Genomic DNA, 18,359 nt, shown 5'->3' with positions numbered 1-18,359 from the left:
GGTGGCCGCTTGGCACACTATTTATGCCGTCGGACGCCGAACGGTTGCCCATCGACGCCGACGAACTCGCCCTGTCGGCGCCCACGGACTCGCCCATCGGCGCCGACCGGGCATCCCGCTACGGGGCGTCGGCGAGGCGGAGGTCACCGTCGGCGGGCGGTGCGAAGAAGCCGGCCACCTCCGCGTCGGTCACCTCGGCCAGAGCGGCCGGGGTCCAGCGGGGGCGGCGGTCCTTGTCGATCACCTGGGCGCGGACGCCCTCGACGAAGTCCGGGCGGGACAGGGCCGCGCACGAGACGCGGTACTCCTGCTCCATGACGCGCTCCAGCGAGTCGAGCGCCCGGGCCCGGCGCACGGCGGCCAGCGTGACCTTCAGCGCCGTGGGGGACTTGGCGAGAAGGGTCTCGGCGGTCTCCTTGGCGGCCGGTTCCCCGACGGCCATCAGCCGGTCCACGATCTCCTCGACGGTGTCCGCCGCGTAGCAGTGGTCGATCCACTCCCGCTGGTCGTCCAGGGTTCCGGCCGGGGCCTGCGCCGCGTACCGGGGAAGGACGTCCGGCACCGGGTCCGCGGCCAGGTCCCGGGTCAGCGCGGGCAGCAGCTCGGAGGGGACGACATGGTCGGCCAGCCCACAGCGCAGCGCGTCGGCGGCGCCCACCGACGCTCCCGTGAGCGCCAGATGCGTCCCCAGTTCGCCCGGTGCGCGGGACAGCAGGTAGGTGCCGCCGACGTCCGGTACGAAGCCGATCGTGGTCTCGGGCATGGCCACCCGGGAGCGCTCGGTGACGATCCGCACGCTGCCGTGGGCCGAGACCCCGACGCCCCCGCCCATCACGATGCCCTCCATCAGGGCCACATACGGCTTGGGGTAGCGGGCGATCCGGGCGTTGAGCATGTACTCGTCGCGCCAGAACGCCCTTGAGGCCGCGCCGCCGCCCGAGGTCACATCTCGATGGATCATGCGGATGTCGCCGCCCGCGCACAGCCCGCGCTCCCCCGCCCCGTCGATCACCACGGCCTGGACGGCCGGGTCCCGCTCCCAGGCGGTGAGGGCCTCGGCGATCCGGGTGACCATCGGAGGGGTCAGGGCGTTGAGGGCGCGGGGCCGGTTGAGGGTGAGATGTCCGACGCGGCCCTCGGTGCGCGTCAGCACGGCATCGTCGTCGGTCACGCGGTCGGTCACGGAGTCGCTCACGGGGTGTTCGGTCCTTCCGGCGTCTGGGCGTTCGCGGATCACCACCGATCCGTCACCGCCGATCCTCTCAGCGGGCCATCGGCCCGGGACAGCCGCGCCCTCTGCTTGACTGGGCACATGCTGTCGATCGGTTCCGTGGTACTGGGAGTCTCGGACGTCCGGCGCGCGGCCGCGTTCTGGACGCGGGCCCTGGGATACGTCCCGCGCGGGGAGATCGAGGACGACTGGGTGGTGCTGGTGCCGCCGGACGGGCGCCCCGGGACCGGCCTGTCGCTCGGCCGCAGCGATACCCCGGTCCAGGGGCGCCCACGGGTCCATCTGGATCTCTACGCGGGGAACGCGGCCGATCAGGCCGCCGAGGTCGAGCGGCTGGTGTCGCTCGGCGCCCGGCGGGTCCGCTGGGAGCTGTATCCGCCGGACGCCGATTTCATCGTCCTGGCCGACCCGGACGGAAACCGCTTCTGCGTCATCGACACCGGCCGCGGCTGAGACCCGCTCCCCGCCCCGTGAGCGCCGTCGGCACAAAACGCTCTGGACACCCGCCGCCCCGGCGGGGAGGGTGGGCGCGGCCCATCACTGACCCCCGAGGACCCGTCTGATGACTGCTCATCCGCTGCCCACCAGCACCCCCGCCGCCGAGGGCGTGGACGCGCGGGGCGTCCATGCCTTCCTCGACGCCGTCGAGGGCGCGCCGGACATCGAGCCGCACAGTCTGATGATCCTGCGCCATGGCCGGCTCATCGCCTCCGGCTGGTGGGCGCCGTACACCGCCGAGCGGCCGCATCTGCTCTACTCCCTCAGCAAGAGCTTCACCTCCACGGCCGCGGGGCTGGCCGCGGCCGAGGGGCTGCTGAACCTCGACGATCCCGTGATCTCGTATTTCCCCGAGTTCGAGGCGGAGATCACCGACCCGGGCAGCCGTGCCATGCTCGTCCGCCATGTCGCGTCCATGGCCAGCGGACATGCCGAGGAGACCGTGGAGCGGGCGTTCGGCGGCGACCCGGAGGAGCCCGTGCGCGGCTTCCTGCGGATTCCGCCGGACCACGCGCCCGGCACCGCCTTCGCCTACAACCAGCCCGCCACGTACACGCTCGCCGCGATCGTCCAGCGGGTGACCGGGCAGTCGCTGACGGAGTACCTGCGGCCGCGTCTCTTCGAGCCGCTGGGCATCGGCGAGACGGCCTGGCTGCAGGTGCCGGCCGGGCGTGACCTGGGCTTCAGCGGGCTGTTCGCCGCCACCGACGCGATCGCCCGGCTGGGGCTGCTGTATCTGCGGGGCGGCGCGTGGGAGGGCCGGCGGCTGCTTCCGGAGTCCTGGGTCGCCGAGGCGACGCGGGAGCACATCGCGACCGAGGAGGCCATGGTCAATGGCTCGGGGCCGGACTGGCGGCGGGGGTACGGATTCCAGTTCTGGATGTCCCGGCACGGGTACCGGGGCGACGGGGCGTTCGGGCAGTTCTGCCTGGTGCTGCCCGAGCATGACGTGGTGATCGCCACGACGGCGGATACCGAGCGGATGCAGGCCGTTCTGGACGCGGTGTGGGAGCATCTGCTGCCCGCGTTCGGCGAGGCGCCGCTCACCGGCCGCGAGGACGAGGACGCCGCGCTGGAGCGGCGGCTGTCCCGGCTCGCCCTGCCGCCCCTCGCGGCGAAGCCCGCGCCGCTCACGGACCCCGGCGCCTGGTCGGGCGCGGAGTTCGCCCCCGAAGGCGGCGCCTGCGCGGATCAGCCGACCCTGACGGGGGTCACCGTGGCCGAGGACGGCGGCGGATGGACCGTCTCGCTGACCGAGGAGGCCTCCCGGCTGGACCTGGGGTTCGACGGCGCGGGGTGGCGGGTCCACGACGGGCCGCGGGCGACCGTCCCCACGGCGGTGAGCGGGGGCTGGACGGACCCGGACACCCTGACCGTGGACGTGGCGTTCCTGGAGACCCCGCATCACCTGGTGGTCACCTGCTCCCTCGCGGACCGCGTCTTCACCGCCCGGTGGCGCACGGTTCCGCTGCACCGGGCCCCGCTGCACGTCATGCGCGCACCAAGGCCGCGTTGACGCGTTCCGCCGTACTGAAAGGGGGGCTCCGGTCCGGGGCCGCCCCCGGGACGGACCAAGGCCCCCTTGCGGGCGGACTGCGGAACGAGGCTGAGACGCGCGAGATCGATGCGACGGGCAGGGCCGAGGGCCAGGGCGTACGGAGGGACGCGCCGGGCGTGCGGGCGCACCCGGCGGCGGGTGAGGGATCCGCGGGCGCGGTGTGGGTGCTGCGCCCCGACGGGGGCCTCGAGCGGCCGGACCATCCCCTGTTCACCGGCGCATGGCAGGTCGGCCGGGACAGACCCACCGCCGCCGTGATCGTGGATCTCTCACGGGTCCGGGAGATCACGGCGGACGGGGCGCGGGGGCTGCTGCACTGCGCGCGAGGCCTGGCCGAAGCCGGTGCCGCGCTGCTCCTCGCCGGGCCGACGAACCCGTGGCGCGGCTGCTGCGCGTGGCGCTGGTGGACGGCATGATCCGGATCCACGACACCGTCGAGGCGGCCGTCACCGCCTGCGGCGCGGCGGCGTCGAGGGCGGACGCCGCCGCGCGGGACGGCGGCCGAACGGCGGAGCCCGAGGTGATACGGCTGCGCCGGGAAACCGTCGATCTACGCGCCAGACTGCGCTCGCACCCTCTGATCGCGCAGGCGAAGGGCGTACTGCGGGAGAGCTACCGGCTGCCCGATCCACAGGCGGCGTTCACCCTGCTTAAGCGCAGTTCACAGACGCACAACGTCAAACTGCGGACCCTGGCGGCCGCGGTGCTGCGCATGGACCGGCCCGATCCGGACAGCCCGCTGTGGTTTCCGGAGCGCGCGCCCGAGCAGGCCCCCGCGCTGCCGTTCCTGCCGGGTGTGCGGCCCGGCGAAGTCAACCGCGGCGCGGTGGTGAAGAGGGCGCTGAGCCAAGCCCTGGAGGTGCTGGGCTCCGACATGGGCGATCTGCAGCTCGCGGACCCGGTGAGCGGGCTGCGGATGGAACAGCACCATGGGTTCGGCAGGGAGTTCCTCGACTTCTCCGCCCATGTCGGCGAGGGCGAGACCTCGTGTGGGCGGGGCGCAGCCTGACCCACACCGAGGCCGGGATACTCCACCAGCCGGCCACCCGGGCGGAGCTGTGGCTGGGATGGCATGAGCGCACCGTCGTGCTGGACGCGCTCGAAGATCTGCATCAGCGCTCCCCGGGCTGGCGCGGCGCCGGAGGGCGCGGACCCCGAAGCGGCTTCGCGGCGGTAGGACCCCGACGCCGCCGCTCCCCGACGACCGACCCGGAAGCGGCTCCCCGGCGGTCGTCTCTTGGGATTGCGCGCAGGGGGTACCCGGCAGGGTCGTGACAGCGCTGCTCGGGGCCCGGCGTCGGGAGGACGACCATGGCTGTACCGGCCGCGACCCGCTCCGGTGGCATCCACGCGCCGCCGTGGCTCGGGATCTACCTCAACGACCATCTGGTGGCCGCCACGGCATCGGTCGGGCTGGCCCGCCGGATGAATCGCAGACACCGGCGCTCGGCCTACGGTGGCGAACTGGCGAGGCTCACGGCGGAGTTCGTCCAGGACCGCAGGTCACTGCTGTGGTGCATGGCCTCGCTCGACGTCCCCGTCCACCGCGGCAAGGTCCGCGCGGCGCGGGCGGCCGAGCGCACCGCGCGGCTGACGCCGGGCAGCCGGCCGCGGCGGCGCTCGGGGGTGAACACGCTGGTGGGGCTGGAGGCGCTCCGGCTGGGCGTGGAGGGCAAGGCGCTGCTGTGGCGCTCGCTGCTCGCCGTGGCCGTCCATGACACCCGGCTGCAGACGGGCCGCCTCGCCGAACTGCTGGAGCGGGCCGGGCAGCAGCTCACGGCCCTGGACTCGCTGCACTCCCGGGCCGCCTCGGCGCTGATCTCGGCCGACGACCCGGCGCAGGCCGCGTCCGGTCCGCCCGCTTCAGTCGGTCGCCGGTGGGCACTCGGGGATGATGAATGACCTTCCTGGTGTGCCCGAGTCGTACTGGCTTGACACCGCACCGCCCAGCACCCCCCACCCGGCCCTGACCTCGGACCTGGAGGTCGATGTCGCCGTCGTAGGCGCCGGCATCGCGGGGCTGAGCACCGCATGGGAGCTGACCCGCGCCGGGCACCGGGTGGCGGTGCTGGAGGCGGATCGGATCGCCGCGGGGGTCACCGGCCACACCACCGCCAAGCTCACGGCGCTGCATGGGCTCATCTACGACCGGCTGCGCCGCACCCGCGGCCCGGAGGGCGCACGGATGTACGCGCGGTCGCAGTCCGACGCCGTCGAGCGGGCGGTGGCGATCACGGCCGAGCTCGGCATCGACTGCGATCTGGAGAACGTCCCGGCCTTCACCTACACCGAGGACCCGGCGCGCACGGACACCATCCGCGCCGAGGTGGACGCCGCCTACGAGGCGGGGCTGCCCGCCTCGTATGTGACGGAGACCGGGCTGCCCTATCCGGTCGCGGGCGCGATCCGGGTCGAGGGAGGGGCGCAGTTCCATCCGCGCGGCTATCTCCTCGCGCTCGCCGAGGATCTGCGCGCCCACGGCGGGCGGATTCACGAGCACACCCGCGCCACCGGCCTGGTGGAAGGGTCCCCCTGCCGGGTCACCACCCAGAGCGGGGCGGTGGTGACGGCCGGGGACGTGGTGATCGCCACCCACTACCCGGTGTTCGACCGGGCGCTGCTGTTCACCCGGCTCTCGCCGCGCCGCGAACTCGTCGTGGCCGCGCCCCTCCCCGCCGAACAGGACCCCCGGGGCGCGTACATCACCCCGGAGAATCACACTCGGTCGGTGCGCACCGCGCCGTACGGCGACGGGAAGCGGCTGCTGATCGTGACCGGGGAGTCCTTCACACCCGGCACCGGGGACACCCCGGAGCGCTTCGAGCGGCTGGCCGACTGGACCCGGGAGCGCTTCCCCGGCGTGGAGATCACCCACCGCTGGTCCGCCCAGGACAACGACCCCACCGACAGCGTGCCGATGGTCGGCCCCTTCCACCCCGGCGCACGCCACACCTACGTCGCGACGGGCTTCGCCGGCTGGGGCCTGAGCGGCGGCATCATGGCGGGCCGGTTGCTCACCGCGCTCATCGGCGGTGAGCGGCCGCCGTGGGCCGGGCTGTACGACCCCCGGCGGCTGCGGACCGCGCTGCGCGAGGCCCCGGCGCTGCTCGGCCACCAGCTCCAGGTCGGGCGGCATTTCGTCGGCGACCGGCTGCGCGCCCCGCAGGCCGCCTCGGTCGACCGGATCGCCCCGGGCACCGGGGCCCTGGTCCGTGTGAACGGGCGGCACTGCGCCGTCTACCGGGACGAGGACGGCACGGCTCACGCGCTCTCGGCCCGCTGCACCCATCTGGGCTGCCTCGTCGCGTTCAACGCCGCCGAGCGGACCTGGGAGTGCCCCTGCCACGGCTCCCGCTTCGGAACCGATGGCCAGGTGCTCCAGGGCCCGGCCAACCGGCCCCTGGAGCAGCGCGACATCTGACCCCCCGCCTGCCCCCGCGCGACGCCTGAACTCCGCGACGCCCGACCCCCGCGGCATCCGCCCGGCGACGCCTGATGAGAAGACGCACATGGCCTCGGGCCATGGGGGTATACGCGGTGGCGTACCCCCTCCGGCTGAGAAAGGACCACTGCCGTGCTGATGGCCCACCCGGTCGTACTTCAGAACCTCATCGAGCAGTACGAGACGCTGCGGATGCTGCACGCCGAATCGGGCGGCGCCGAGGTACGACAGCGGATGGACGACCTCGCCTACACCCTGTGCGTCTCCACCGGGACGCGGGATGTGGACGCCGCCCTCATCGCCGCCCGGCACCAGCTGCCCGGCGCCCGCGTGGAGGACGACTCGGCCCTCACGGCCGGGGCGGGCACAGCGGGCGGCTGAGCCCGCCGCGCCGCCCACCCCGGAGGCGCCGCCGCCGGATCAGCCCTCGGCCCCCGAGCCAGCTCGGCGAGGTCCATGGTCTGGTTCGCGGGCGGCGCCTTCACCGTGACCGGCTCATTGAGGCCGGAGAAGGTGATGGTCATGTCGAGCGGGCCCTTGTCCCCCTCGCCGCGCATGCGGAACCGCTTGGTGTGGCCGTCCCGGTCGATCCACATGTCCATGGACAGCCGGTCGACCCCCATCTTCTCGTACTCCTCCAGGTTCTTCTCGCGGCGCTTGCGGGTCGCCGCGTCCTCGTCCTCGAGGCTCTCGCGCATCTGAGGCAGGGTGATGGTGCCGCGGTAGTGCGTCGTGCGCACCCCGTCGATGGTCTCCTCGCCGACCCGCTTCACATCGTCGGCGCCGGAGAGGAAGGCCGAGTCGTCCGCCGGGTTCTTGTCGGCCTGGCGGGAGAGCGAACCGCCGCCCAGCGCGCCGGTCGCCTTCTCGCCCAGGACCGAGAGGTCCAGCTTGAGCCAGCTCTTCCCGTTCAGCTCGCCGGCGGCCTCCTTGCCCCCGTCGAGGTACATCGCCCCGTCCACCAGCCGGATCTCCACCGCCGCGTCGGTGCCCTGGCCGAGTGCGCGCATCGTCATCCGGACCGCGACGGGCTTGGTGCTCATCGCCGCCTCGCCCTCGATCCGCCCGTCCTCGGGGGTGCGCCCGGTCATCCGGTAGCGGAACGAGGTGAGCTTCTCGCTCTTCTTCGCGGCCGCCCGCACGGCCGCCGCCGGGGCCATCCGCACCTGCTCCGAGGACTTCTCCCCCGCCTTGCCCTCCGGCTTCCCGTCCGCCCCGGACGAACCGCAGCCGACCGCACCGCCGCAGAGCAGCACGGCGGCGAGCACGGCACCGGCCGCGCGAGTGCCTCTGCCATGTCCCCCATATACGACCATGGCCATATACCCCACCCCTTGCAGAACTTCTGTTCGTTTCTCTGTGATCCGGGACAGTATCAGCAGCGGGTGACAACCGACTCCCGACGGTCATGCGCACACCGCGCAGCGTGTGCCGACCCCTCTCGGCGTGGGCATACTTGAAGGCGCGACCATTGGTTCACTCTCCGCCAAGGGCGCCACGGTGGAGCCGCCACCTCGCACACGCGCTCAGGGCGGACGACCCGGGCAAGGGTGAGATGACACCATGACGCGACCGGACACCCCGCGGGACGAGCGGTCCGTCCGGTCGGACGTTCTCCCCGGCAAGGGGGCCACCGCCAAGGCCACGGTCGACGGGCACGGCATCGTCACCCAGTGGAACGAGGCGGCCCGTGGGCTGCTCGGTTACCTCCCGGCCGAGATCGTGGGCCGGCCCGCGGCCGATCTGCTCCATGACGCCTCGCCCGCCCGCGCCGAGGTGCTGGCCGCGCTGCGCTCCCCCTCCCCGCCCACCCGGCTGAACGGGCGGGCCACCCTGCTGCGCCGCGACGGCTCCACCGTGGAGCTGGCAATGCTGGCGCACCGCCGTGCCTCGACCGCCGGGCCCCCCGAGTGGCTGGTCGTCTCCGCCATACCGCGCCCCGTGCACGCCGTCGAGGACGAGGAGCTGATGCGGCGCGCCTTTCTCGAAGGGCCCTGCACGGCGGCGGTCTACGACTCCGGGCTACGGCTGCGCTGGGCCCATCACGACCTGCGGCGGGTGATGGGCCTGGACCAGGAGGAGATGCGCGGGCTGCGGCTTTCGGAGCTCCTGCCCGACCCCGAAACCGAGGCGGCCGAGCGGACGATGCGGCAGGTGCTGGAGACGGGCGAGCAGCGGGAGCTGGATCTGACCACGCCCATACCCGGCCACCCCCGCCCCCTCGCCTGGTCCATCGACATCGCCCCGCTGCGCGACGACGAGGGCCGGGTGGCGGGCGTGATCCTGTCCGCTCATGACATGACCGGCCCGCGGACCGCCCGGCAGCGGCTGACGCTGCTCAACGAGGCCAGCGTCCGGATCGGCAGCACGCTGGACATCGACCGGACCGCGCAGGAGCTGGCCGATGTGGCCGCCCCGGCGCTCGCCGACTTCGTGACGGTCGATCTGCTGCCCACCGTGCACGACGGGGGCGAACCGCGCCCCGGCTCGCCGGGCGGCCATGTGCTGCTGCGCCGGGTCGCCGCCCAGTCGGTCTTCCCTGGCTGCCCGGAGACCGTGCTGCGGCCGGGGCAGGTGGCCGCCTACCCCGACTTCTCCCCCTCGGCCGAGTGTCTGAAGGCCGAGCGGGGGCTGCTGCACCGGGTGACCGACCCCGCCGTCGCCCGGTGGGCCCACGAGGACCCGGCCCGGGCCGCCATGGTCCGCCGGTTCGGGTTCCATTCGACGATGGCCGTTCCGCTGCGGGCGCGCGGCACCACCCTCGGCGTGGCCAACTTCTCCCGGCACCGCCGCCCCGAGCCGTTCGAGGAGGACGATCTGCTGCTCGCCGAGGAGATGACGGCCAGGGCCGCCGTCTGTGTCGACAACGCCCGGCGGTACACCCATGAGCGGCACACCGCGCTGGCCCTGCAGCGCAGTCTGCTGCCGCGCACCCTGCCCCGAGCGCCGCGGTGGAGCTCGCGTCCAGCTATCGGCCGGCCGACTCCCGGTCCGGGGTGAGCGGCGACTGGTTCGACGTCATCCGGCTGGCGGGCGCGCGGGTCGCCCTGGTCGTCGGCGATGTGGTGGGCCATGGTGTCCGGGCGTCGGCGGCCATGGGGCGGCTGCGGACGGCGGTGCGCACCCTCGCCGACGTCGATCTGCCCCCCGATGAGCTGCTCACCCATCTGGACGATCTGATCAACCATCTCACCGCCGAGTCGGAGAGCGGCGCCGGCGATCCGGACGCGGCGGAGGCGGCCTACGCACAGGTCGGCGCCACCTGTCTGTACGCGGTCTATGACCCGGTCTCCCGCCGCTGCTCCCTGGCCCGAGCCGGGCATCCGCCACCCGTGCTGGTCACGCCAGACGGCACCGCCACCCTCCTCGACCTGCCCGGCGGACCGCCGCTGGGGCTGGGCAGCCTGCCGTTCGAGGCGGTGGAACTCGAACTGCCGGAGGGCAGCCTGCTGGCCCTCTACACCGACGGTCTGATCGAGACCCGCTGCCAGGACGTCGACAAGGCGGTCGACACGCTGCGCCGCACGCTCGCCCGGCCCGCCCACTCGCTGGACGGCCTGTGCCGGACGGTGCTGGCCAAGCTGCTTCCGGGCCATCCCACCGACGACGTCGCCCTGCTCCTGGCCCGCACCCGGGGGCTGGGCGCGGACCAGGTGGCCACCTGGGAGCTGCCGAACGACCCGGCCGTGGTGGCCCGGGCCCGCCGGGACGCCACCGAGCGGCTGGCCGCATGGGGTTTCGAAGAGGCCGCCTTCACCATGGAGTTGGTGGTCAGCGAGCTGGTCACCAACGCCATCCGGCACGCCACGCCGCCCATCAGGCTGCGCCTGATCCACGACCGGGCGCTGATCTGCGAGGTCTCCGACAGCAGCGGCACCTCACCGCATCTGCGCCGCGCCCGCGCCTTCGACGAGGGCGGCCGCGGACTGCTGCTGGTGGCCCATCTGACCGAGAGCTGGGGCACCCGGCAGACCGCCACCGGCAAGACCATCTGGGCCGAGCTGGCCGTGCCGACGCCGTAGGGGCGTCGTGTACGGAGGCTCTCCAGGGGCCCCATGGCCTGAGGCTGCACGACGGCGGCCGCCACCGGTCGGCTTCACGGCAGCAGCTCCCGCCGCACGGCTTCACTACAATCGCGGAGCAACGAAGCCCCGCTCAGCAGAGGCTGAAGGCTGCCATCCATGCGTTCCCAGCACCCACGCGACGCCGGTCCCCTGGCCGCGCTGAGCCCCGCCGAATCGGCCCGTCTCATGGCGGCGATCCGCGAGGCGGCGCTGAGCCGGGGACGGCTTCCGCTGCCCACCCGTCCCATCATCGGCGCCTCCTGGGACCGGATGCTGCGCCTGGGCCTCGACCCGGATCGCGGCCGCGCCCCGCGGCCGCTGGGGCTGGACGAGCTGGAGCTGCGGAGGCGGCAGACCCGGCTGGCCGAGGTACTGCCCACCCTGCACAACGGGCTGCTGGAGGCGGCGGACGCGGCGGGGCACATCATGATCATCGCCGATGCGGAGGGCCGGATCCTGTGGCTCGACGGCCATCGGGGCGTCCGCCGGCAGGCCGACGGCATCGCGCTCGTGGAGGGTTCGCACTGGGCCGAGGACGTCGCCGGGACCAGCGGAATCGGCACCGCGCTGGCCGTGAAGTCCCCCGTACGGGTGCATTCGGCGGAGCATTTCGTGAGCGCCTTCCACACCTGGAGCTGTGCCGCCGCCCCCGTCCACGACCCGCGGGACAGACGGCTGCTGGGCGTCATCGACGTCAGCGGCCCCGCCGGGACCGCCCATCCGACGGTGCTCTCCCTGGTCACCGCGACCGCCCGGTGGGCCGAGGGCGAACTGCGCCTCGCCCACAGCCGCGATCTGGAGGGCCTGCGCGCCGTCGCCGCCCCGCTCCTGGCGCGGATCCACGGCAAGGCCGTCGTGGTCGATCACCACGGCTGGATCGCCGGGGTCACCGGGGTGACCCCGCGCGAGCGCCGGCTGTTGCTGCCGAAGGCGCCGTGCGACGGGCCGGTCTGGCTGCCGGCGCTCGGCGCGTGTGCGGTGGAGCCGCTGCCCGGCGGCCATCTGCTGCGAGTGCTGGACGGCGAGAACGCCGAGGGGGGCGGTCCGGCCGGCTGGGGCGATCTGCTGCTGGACGTACGCCATCCGCACCGCTGGACCCTGACCTTCTCGGGCCCGTCGGGCGCCTGGACGCATGAACTCAGCGCCCGTCAGGCCGAGGTGCTGCTGCTGCTCGCCGCGCACCCCGAGGGGCGTACGGCCGCGCAGCTGGCCGAGGACCTGTTCGGGGACCCGACGCGGACGGTGACCGTACGGGCCGCGATGTCCCGGCTGCGCGGGCGCATCGGGGCGGTGCTGGCGCACCGCCCCTACCGGATCGCCGACAGCGTCCGCATCGACGTGGCAAGCCCGGACCACCCCGCCGAGTTGCTCCCCTTCAGCTCGGCCCCTGCCATCGCGCGGCTACGCCGCCCCCCTTATTGAGGCTCGTTCGCCTCCGGGGCGCATAAGTCTCCCCCGGCTACCGCCGGGAGGTGCCCCTGGAGCAGAACCCCCGAGCGCCCGGAGACGAACCGAGCCTCAAATAGAGCCGCTCCCAGCCACTTCCTCCGGGCGCAGCACCTGGGCCAGCCGGTCGGCCGGCAGCAGGCCCTTCTCCAGGACGAGTTCGGCCACGCCGCGCCCTGTGGCCAGCGCCTCCTTGGCGATGCTGGTGGCCGCGCTGTAGCCGATGTACGGATTGAGCGCGGTGACCAGGCCGATGGAGTTCTCCACGGAGGTGCGCAGCCGCTCGGTGTTGGCGGTGATGCCCGCGACGCACCGCTCGGCCAGCACCAGGCAGGCGGCGCGCAGATGGGTGACGCTCTCGGAGAGGGAGTGCAGGATGATCGGCTCGAAGGCGTTGAGCTGGAGCTGTCCGGCCTCGGCGGCCATCGTGATGGCGACGTCGTTGCCGATCACCTCGAAGGCGACCTGGTTGACCACCTCGGGGATCACCGGGTTGACCTTGCCGGGCATGATGCTGGAACCGGCCTGCACCGGGGGCAGGTTGATCTCGTTGAGCCCGGCCCGCGGGCCCGAGGAGAGCAGCCGCAGGTCGTTGCAGCTCTTGGAGAGCTTGACGGCGATGCGCTTGAGGACGCCCGACAGATGGACGAAGGCGCCGCAGTCCTGCGTGGCCTCGACCAGGTTGGCGGCGGTGACCACCGGCAGTCCGGTGATGGCTTCGAGGTGGCGGCGGGCGGCCTCCGCGTAGCCCTTGGGGGCGTTGAGGCCGGTGCCGATGGCGGTCGCGCCGAGGTTGATCTCGTGCACCAAAGTGGCGGCCTCCAGCAGCCGGCTCTGGTCCTCCTCCAGCATCACGGCGTACGCCGAGAACTCCTGGCCCAGCGTCATGGGCACCGCGTCCTGCAGCTGGGTGCGCCCCATCTTGAGGACGTCGCGGAACTCCTCGGCCTTGGCGGCGAACGCCTGGCGCAGCGTCTCCATGGCCGCGTGGAGCTCACGGACGGCGATGATCGTGGAGACGTTGACGGCGGTCGGATAGACGTCGTTGGTGGACTGGCTGAGGTTGACGTCCTCGTTGGGGTGGAGGTGGGCGTAGTCGCCCTTCTCCTGGCCGAGGAGCTCCAGCGCCCGGTTGGCGATCACCTCGTTGGCGTTCATGTTGGTCGAGGTCCCGGCGCCGCCCTGGATCACGTCGACGATGAACTGGTCGTGCAGGGCGCCCCGGCGTATCTCCTGGCAGGCGGCCGCGATGGCGTCGGCCTTGGCGGAGGTGAGCAGCCCGAGGTCCTCATTGGCGCGGGCGGCGGCCTCCTTGACCGCGGCCAGGGCGCTGATCAGGTGCGGATAGGCGGAGATGGAGGTGCCGGTGATGGGGAAGTTCTCGCCGGCGCGCAGGGTGTGGATGCCCCAGTAGGCGTCGGCGGGGACGTCGCGGTCGCCGAGCAGATCGTGTTCGCGGCGATAGCCGGTGGCAGTCATGGCGTGCGGTCTTCCTTGGTTCCTCGGGGAAGGCGGGACGGTCAGGCGGCGGGCGGGGCGAGGGCGTCGGTGGGGTGCACACCGCCGACGGTGACTCCGCCGCCGTACACCGGCGTGGTGGCGAATTCGGTGAGCACACCGGGGTCGATCCCGCAGTGGGCGAGGGCCGCGGCGGTCACCGGCATCCGGGCGCGGTCCGCCCCGTCGGCGATCTTCACGGCGACAGCCCGGCCGTCGGGCAGCGCCGCGATCTGTACGCCCTCGAAGCCGTCCTTGGCGATCAGGCCCGGTACGGCGCGCATCAGCCGGGCCACGTCGCGGTCGGGGCCGGACGCCATCTCCGGGTGGGCGCGCAGCGCTGCCGCGACCCGGCCCTCGGGGGTGTCCATGGCGCCCGAGGCGATCCGTGCGGCGGCCGTCGCGAGCCCGCGCAGGGAGACCGAGAACAGCGGCGCGCCGCAGCCGTCGACCGAGACCTGGGCGACGCGCTGTCCGGTGAGGTCCTCCACGGTCTCGGCGATCAGCCGCTGCAGCGGATGGGCCCGGTCGAGGTAGTCCGCCAGCGGCCAGCCGCGCAGCTGGGCCGTGAGCAGCATCGCGGCGTGCTTGCCGGAGCAGTTCTGGGCGAGCCGGGTGGGCTCGCCGCCGTCCCGCAGCCAGGCGTCGCGCTCGGCGGCGCCGTACGGCAGGTCGGGGACGTTGCGCAGATCGGCCTCGGTGAGCCCGGCCTGGTCGAGGATGCGGCGCGCGCCGTCCAGATGGCGCCGCAGGCCGGAGTGGCTGGCGGCGGTGAGCGACAGCAGCTCCCCGTCCAGCGGCAGCCCGGCCCGCAGCAGGGCGACGGCCTGGACCGGCTTGAGCGCGGAGCGCGGGTAGAAGGCCACATCGATGTCGCCGGCCTGGAACGCGACCCGGCCGTCGGCGGCCAGGACGACGACCGAGCCGTGGTGGACGCCCTCGATGACCCCGCCGCGTACGACATGGGCGAGCGGCACATGGCGGGGTTCGCGGAGGGCGGGGGGCTCGGCCGGGGTGCGGCGGGTCGCGTCGAGGGTCCGTCCGAGGGGGTGTTCATGGTGGTGCTCTCGTGCTCGGGGGTGTTCACGGGGTGGCATTCCTCCAGGAGGTGGTGGAGGGGCAGGGCGGCCGAGGGGTGGCCTCGGCCGCCCGGAGAAACGATTCCTCTTGGGGATTCAGCGGCGGGGGTTCACCGGCGCGGGCTCACCAGGGGTCCTTCATCCGGCCGCGGGACGCGAACCAGCCGATGACCAGCGCCGCCAGGATCGCCGGAAGCGCCATCACGGTGAGCCGGCTGGGTCCGCCGTCCGCCCACATCAGGACGAGAACCGAGGCCAGGAAGCCCAGGGTGACGATCTCGGTGTACGGGGAGCCGGGAAGCCGGTAGCCGGGGCGGGTGAGCTGACCGGCCTGGGCGCGCCGCCAGAACAGCAGATGGCAGAGCATGATCACGGCCCAGGTCGAGAGGATGCCGATCGCGGCGAAGTTGAGCACGATCTCGAACGCCTTGTCCGGCACCACATAGTTCAGGCCCACGCCCAGCACACAGAAGAAGGCGGTGAGGAGGATGCCTCCGTAGGGCACCTGGGTACGGCTCATGGCGCCGGTGAACTTGGGCGCGGAGCCGGACATCGCCATCGAGCGCAGGATCCGGCCGGTGGAGTAGAGACCGGAGTTGAGGCTGGACATCGCGGCGGTGAGCACGACGAGGTTCATCACGCCGCCGGCCGCCGGGACGCCGATCTTGGACAGCACGGTGACGAAGGGGCTCTGGTCGCCCGAGTAGGAGTCGGAGGGCAGCAGCATCGAGAGCAGCACCACGGAGCCGACGTAGAACAGGCCCACGCGCCACATGATGGAGTTGATCGCCTTGGGCATGATCTTCTCGGGGTTCTCGGTCTCACCGGCGGCCACGCCGACCAGCTCCACGGAGGCGTAGGCGAAGACGACGCCCTGGATGACCAGCAGCATCGGCAGCGCACCGTGCGGGAAGACGCCGCCGTGGTCGGTGATCAGGCTGGGCCCGGTGCTGGTGCCGGCCACCTGCTCGCGGGTGACCAGCAGGAAGATGCCGATCGCCATGAAGACGACGAGCGCGCCGACCTTGATGATCGCGAACCAGAACTCCAGCTCACCGAAGATCTTCACCGAGATCAGGTTGACCGTGAGCACCACGGCGAGCGCGATCAGGGCGATCACCCACTGGGGGATCTCGGTGAACATCCCCCAGTAGTGGGTGTAGGTCGCCACGGCCGTGATGTCGGCGACCCCGGTGGTGGCCCAGTTCAGGAAGTACATCCAGCCCGCGACGAAGGCGCCCTTCTCGCCGAGGAACTCACGGGCGTAGGAGACGAACGCCCCGGAGGACGGCCGGTGCAGCACCAGCTCGCCCAGGGCGCGCACCACCAGGAAGGCGAAGATGCCGCAGACCGCGTACGCCACGGCCAGTGACGGCCCGGCGTCCTTGAGCCGCCCGCCGGCGCCGAGGAAGAGGCCGGTGCCGATGGCGCCGCCGATGGCGATCATGTTGACGTGCCGGGCCTTGAGGGACTTGCTGTAACCGGCGTCGCCCGCGTCCACATGCGCGGGGTGCCCGGCCTGCTGCTGTTGGCGATCTTCTTGCCGGAGGGACTGCTCGCTCACGCCTGCTGTCCGCCTTCCGTCGGTACTGTCGTCCGGTCGTCCGCCGTGGCGGGCCGCACGATGGAGGTCAGGGTGGTCTCCACGCGTTCGAGGTGGTGGGTCATCGCTTCCACGGCGTCGTGCTCGGACCCGTCGGCGAGCGCCTCGACGATCGCCCGGTGTTCTCGGTTCGACTGCTCACGGCGGCCGCCGAGCTCGTTGAGAAATGCCGACTGCCGGGCCAGGGCATCGCGGATCTCCTCGATGACCCGACGGAAGACCGGATTCCGGGCCGCCTGGGCGACGGCGAGATGGAACAGCGTGTCCATCGCCACCCATGCGGTGGTGTCGGTCTCCCGCTCCATCCGCTCCAGCAGATGGGACAGGTGGTCGAGATCCTCGGCGGAGCGGCGCAGCGCCGCGTAGCCCGCCACCGGGATCTCGACGTGCCGGCGCACCTCCAGGAGGTCACTTGCGGCGTAGTCGCCGAAGGTGGGATCCTCCACCGGCCCGCTGGAGATGACGAAGGTGCCCTTGCCGGTGCGTGAGGCGGTCAGCCCCATGGTCTGCAGGGCCCGCAGGGCCTCGCGGAGCACCGGTCGGCTGACCTCCAGGCGACGGCACAGCTCCGCCTCGGAGGGGAGTTTGTCCCCCACCGCGTAGTCGCCGCGCTCGATCGCCTCGCGGAGGTGGGTGAGGACCGCTTCCATCGCGCTGATGCGGCGAGGGACGTCGAACCCTGAACCACCTGTCTGGCTGTCTGACAAGTTCACGCGGCGATCCTCAGGCGTACACCGGAGGGTTGTCAAGGGTCGACTTTCCCCTCCCCGCCGACCGTTCTGTGCTGATATGGGGTATTCATCCCGAACGCCGAAGACCGTCGAGCCCGCGGCCGACGACCAAGGCGCGGCGTCCGAGACCGTTCCACCGAGCCGGATTCAGGAGCCGAGAGCATCATGCGCCACCGCCTCACCACCTCCATCGCGGCCCTTCTCCTGCTGTGCGGCCCGGCCGCCGCGGGCTGTGGCGGCGGTGCGGACCCGGACCGGGTCGGCGTGGTGCTGCCGCTGCTGACCTCGCCCTTCTGGGAGGCGTACAACCAGGACATCCCGAAGCAGGCCGCCAAGGCGGGTGTGCGGATCCTGCCGACGGTCAACTCCAATGATCAACCGGCCAAACAGATCACCGATATCGACAATCTGCTGGCCCAGGAGGTCAAGGGCCTGGTCGTCACCCCGGTCGACTCCGCCGCCATCGGCCCCGGCCTGAACGCCGCCCAGCGCGCCCATGTGCCGGTCGTCGCCGTCGATGTGGCCCCCGACCGGGGCAAGGTCGCCATCGTGGTACGGGCCGACAACCGCGCGTACGGCGTCAAGGCGTGCCGGAGCCTCGGCGGGGCCGTGCGGCGGGGCACGGTGGTGCAGATCCAGGGCGATCTGGCCTCGGTCAACGGCCGGGACCGCACGGTCGCCTTCGACCGCTGCATGGCGCGGCACTACCCGGACATCAAGGTCCTGGACATCCCGGCGGCCTGGCAGGCGGAGCGGGCGGCGGCCGGTCTGGAGGCCCTCTACAGCGCCCACCCCCACATCAAGGGCATCTACCTCCAGGCCGGCGGCGTCTATCTGGCCCCCACCCTGCGCACCCTCCAGAGCCACCATGCCCTGGTCCCGGTGGGCCGCCGCGGCCACATCACCATCGTCTCCAACGACGGGATCCCGCAGGAGCTGACCGCGATCCGCGAGGGTCTCATCGACGCCACCGTCTCCCAGCCGGCGAACCTCTACGCCGCCTACGCCATGCGCTACATCAAGCAGGCCATGGCCGAGAAGCCCTTCAAGGTGGGGCCGACCCGCCACGACAGCACGATCGTCCGGCTGCCCGGCGGCAATCTGGAGGATCAGCTGCCCGCCCCGCTGGTGACCCGGGCCAATGTCGACAGCCGCTCCCTGTGGGGCAACCAGGTGTGACCGAAGAGCCGCCTCTGCCGGTTGAGGCGCG

Annotated in this window: 14 protein-coding genes and 2 pseudogenes; 10 read left to right on the top strand and 6 right to left on the bottom strand. The window is 72.8% G+C overall.

The genetic code is table 11. The annotated features are described in order from the left end of the window. Positions 1-118: 118 nt before the first annotated feature. Entirely contained in the window at positions 119-1,195 is a 1,077-nt protein-coding gene (locus BLV72_RS42205) for an enoyl-CoA hydratase/isomerase family protein (protein WP_093469114.1), read from the bottom strand. 117 nt (positions 1,196-1,312) lie between these two features. Here BLV72_RS42205 and BLV72_RS42200 point away from each other — a divergent pair, with 117 nt between their 5' ends. The 7 genes from BLV72_RS42200 (at position 1,313) to BLV72_RS42175 (ending at position 7,110) form a co-directional block, all read left to right on the top strand. Then, positions 1,313-1,684, top strand: coding sequence for a VOC family protein (locus BLV72_RS42200; RefSeq protein WP_093469113.1), 372 nt, complete (start codon positions 1,313-1,315; stop codon positions 1,682-1,684). Positions 1,685-1,793: 109 nt separating this feature from the next. Continuing rightward, complete coding sequence (locus tag BLV72_RS42195; RefSeq protein ID WP_093469111.1) at positions 1,794-3,245, top strand: serine hydrolase domain-containing protein; 1,452 nt, start codon at positions 1,794-1,796, stop codon at positions 3,243-3,245. Between the two features lie 158 nt (positions 3,246-3,403). After that, complete coding sequence (locus BLV72_RS48465) at positions 3,404-3,703, top strand: hypothetical protein (protein ID WP_167746520.1); 300 nt, start codon at positions 3,404-3,406, stop codon at positions 3,701-3,703. After that, positions 3,664-4,296 carry an ANTAR domain-containing protein gene (locus BLV72_RS42190; RefSeq protein WP_167746519.1) on the top strand — a complete coding sequence of 211 codons (633 nt, stop codon included), beginning with the start codon at positions 3,664-3,666 and terminating at the stop codon, positions 4,294-4,296. Before BLV72_RS48465 ends, BLV72_RS42190 begins: the two co-directional genes overlap by 40 nt. A 302-nt stretch (positions 4,297-4,598) precedes the next feature. Further along, entirely contained in the window at positions 4,599-5,189 is a 591-nt protein-coding gene (locus BLV72_RS42185; RefSeq protein ID WP_244321278.1) for a hypothetical protein, read from the top strand. After that, positions 5,182-6,708, top strand: coding sequence for an FAD-dependent oxidoreductase (locus BLV72_RS42180; RefSeq protein WP_093469108.1), 1,527 nt, complete (start codon positions 5,182-5,184; stop codon positions 6,706-6,708). Before BLV72_RS42185 ends, BLV72_RS42180 begins: the two co-directional genes overlap by 8 nt. 153 nt (positions 6,709-6,861) lie before the next feature. Further along, positions 6,862-7,110, top strand: coding sequence for a DUF5133 domain-containing protein (locus BLV72_RS42175; RefSeq protein WP_093469107.1), 249 nt, complete (start codon positions 6,862-6,864; stop codon positions 7,108-7,110). 53 nt (positions 7,111-7,163) lie between these two features. Here the strand turns inward: BLV72_RS42175 and BLV72_RS42170 are convergent. Continuing rightward, positions 7,164-8,051: pseudogene (locus BLV72_RS42170) on the bottom strand (SCO4651 family lipoprotein); the annotation flags it as partial. Between the two features lie 241 nt (positions 8,052-8,292). Here BLV72_RS42170 and BLV72_RS42165 point away from each other — a divergent pair. Together BLV72_RS42165 and BLV72_RS42160 are read left to right on the top strand one after the other, a co-directional pair. Continuing rightward, positions 8,293-10,751: pseudogene (locus BLV72_RS42165) on the top strand (SpoIIE family protein phosphatase). A gap of 159 nt (positions 10,752-10,910) precedes the next feature. Next, positions 10,911-12,215, top strand: a complete 1,305-nt coding sequence (locus tag BLV72_RS42160; RefSeq protein ID WP_093469105.1) for a GAF domain-containing protein — start codon at positions 10,911-10,913, stop codon at positions 12,213-12,215. A 96-nt stretch (positions 12,216-12,311) separates the two neighbouring features. Here the strand turns inward: BLV72_RS42160 and aspA are convergent, their stop codons facing one another. The 4 genes from aspA to BLV72_RS42140 form a co-directional block, all read right to left on the bottom strand. Next, positions 12,312-13,718, bottom strand: a complete 1,407-nt coding sequence (gene aspA / locus BLV72_RS42155; RefSeq protein WP_093469103.1) for an aspartate ammonia-lyase — start codon at positions 13,716-13,718, stop codon at positions 12,312-12,314. Between the two features lie 41 nt (positions 13,719-13,759). Then, the gene (locus BLV72_RS42150) at positions 13,760-14,833 is read right to left on the bottom strand and encodes an asparaginase (RefSeq protein ID WP_093469102.1); all 1,074 of its coding nucleotides are present in this window, start codon (positions 14,831-14,833) and stop codon (positions 13,760-13,762) included. 106 nt (positions 14,834-14,939) lie between these two features. After that, positions 14,940-16,379, bottom strand: coding sequence for an amino acid permease (locus tag BLV72_RS42145; RefSeq protein WP_093469100.1), 1,440 nt, complete (start codon positions 16,377-16,379; stop codon positions 14,940-14,942). Continuing rightward, the gene (locus BLV72_RS42140; protein WP_093469099.1) at positions 16,376-17,131 is read right to left on the bottom strand and encodes a FadR/GntR family transcriptional regulator; all 756 of its coding nucleotides are present in this window, start codon (positions 17,129-17,131) and stop codon (positions 16,376-16,378) included. Before BLV72_RS42140 ends, BLV72_RS42145 begins: the two co-directional genes overlap by 4 nt. 183 nt (positions 17,132-17,314) lie before the next feature. Here BLV72_RS42140 and BLV72_RS42135 point away from each other — a divergent pair, with 183 nt between their 5' ends. Continuing rightward, positions 17,315-18,328: a sugar ABC transporter substrate-binding protein gene (locus BLV72_RS42135; RefSeq protein WP_093469097.1), complete on the top strand. Its 1,014-nt coding sequence runs from the start codon at positions 17,315-17,317 to the stop codon at positions 18,326-18,328. Positions 18,329-18,359 lie beyond the last annotated feature (31 nt).

This window comes from Streptomyces melanosporofaciens (genome assembly GCF_900105695.1).
In the GTDB taxonomy this organism is placed as follows: domain Bacteria; phylum Actinomycetota; class Actinomycetes; order Streptomycetales; family Streptomycetaceae; genus Streptomyces; species Streptomyces antimycoticus.
This window is presented reverse-complemented; position numbering and strand designations above follow the sequence as displayed.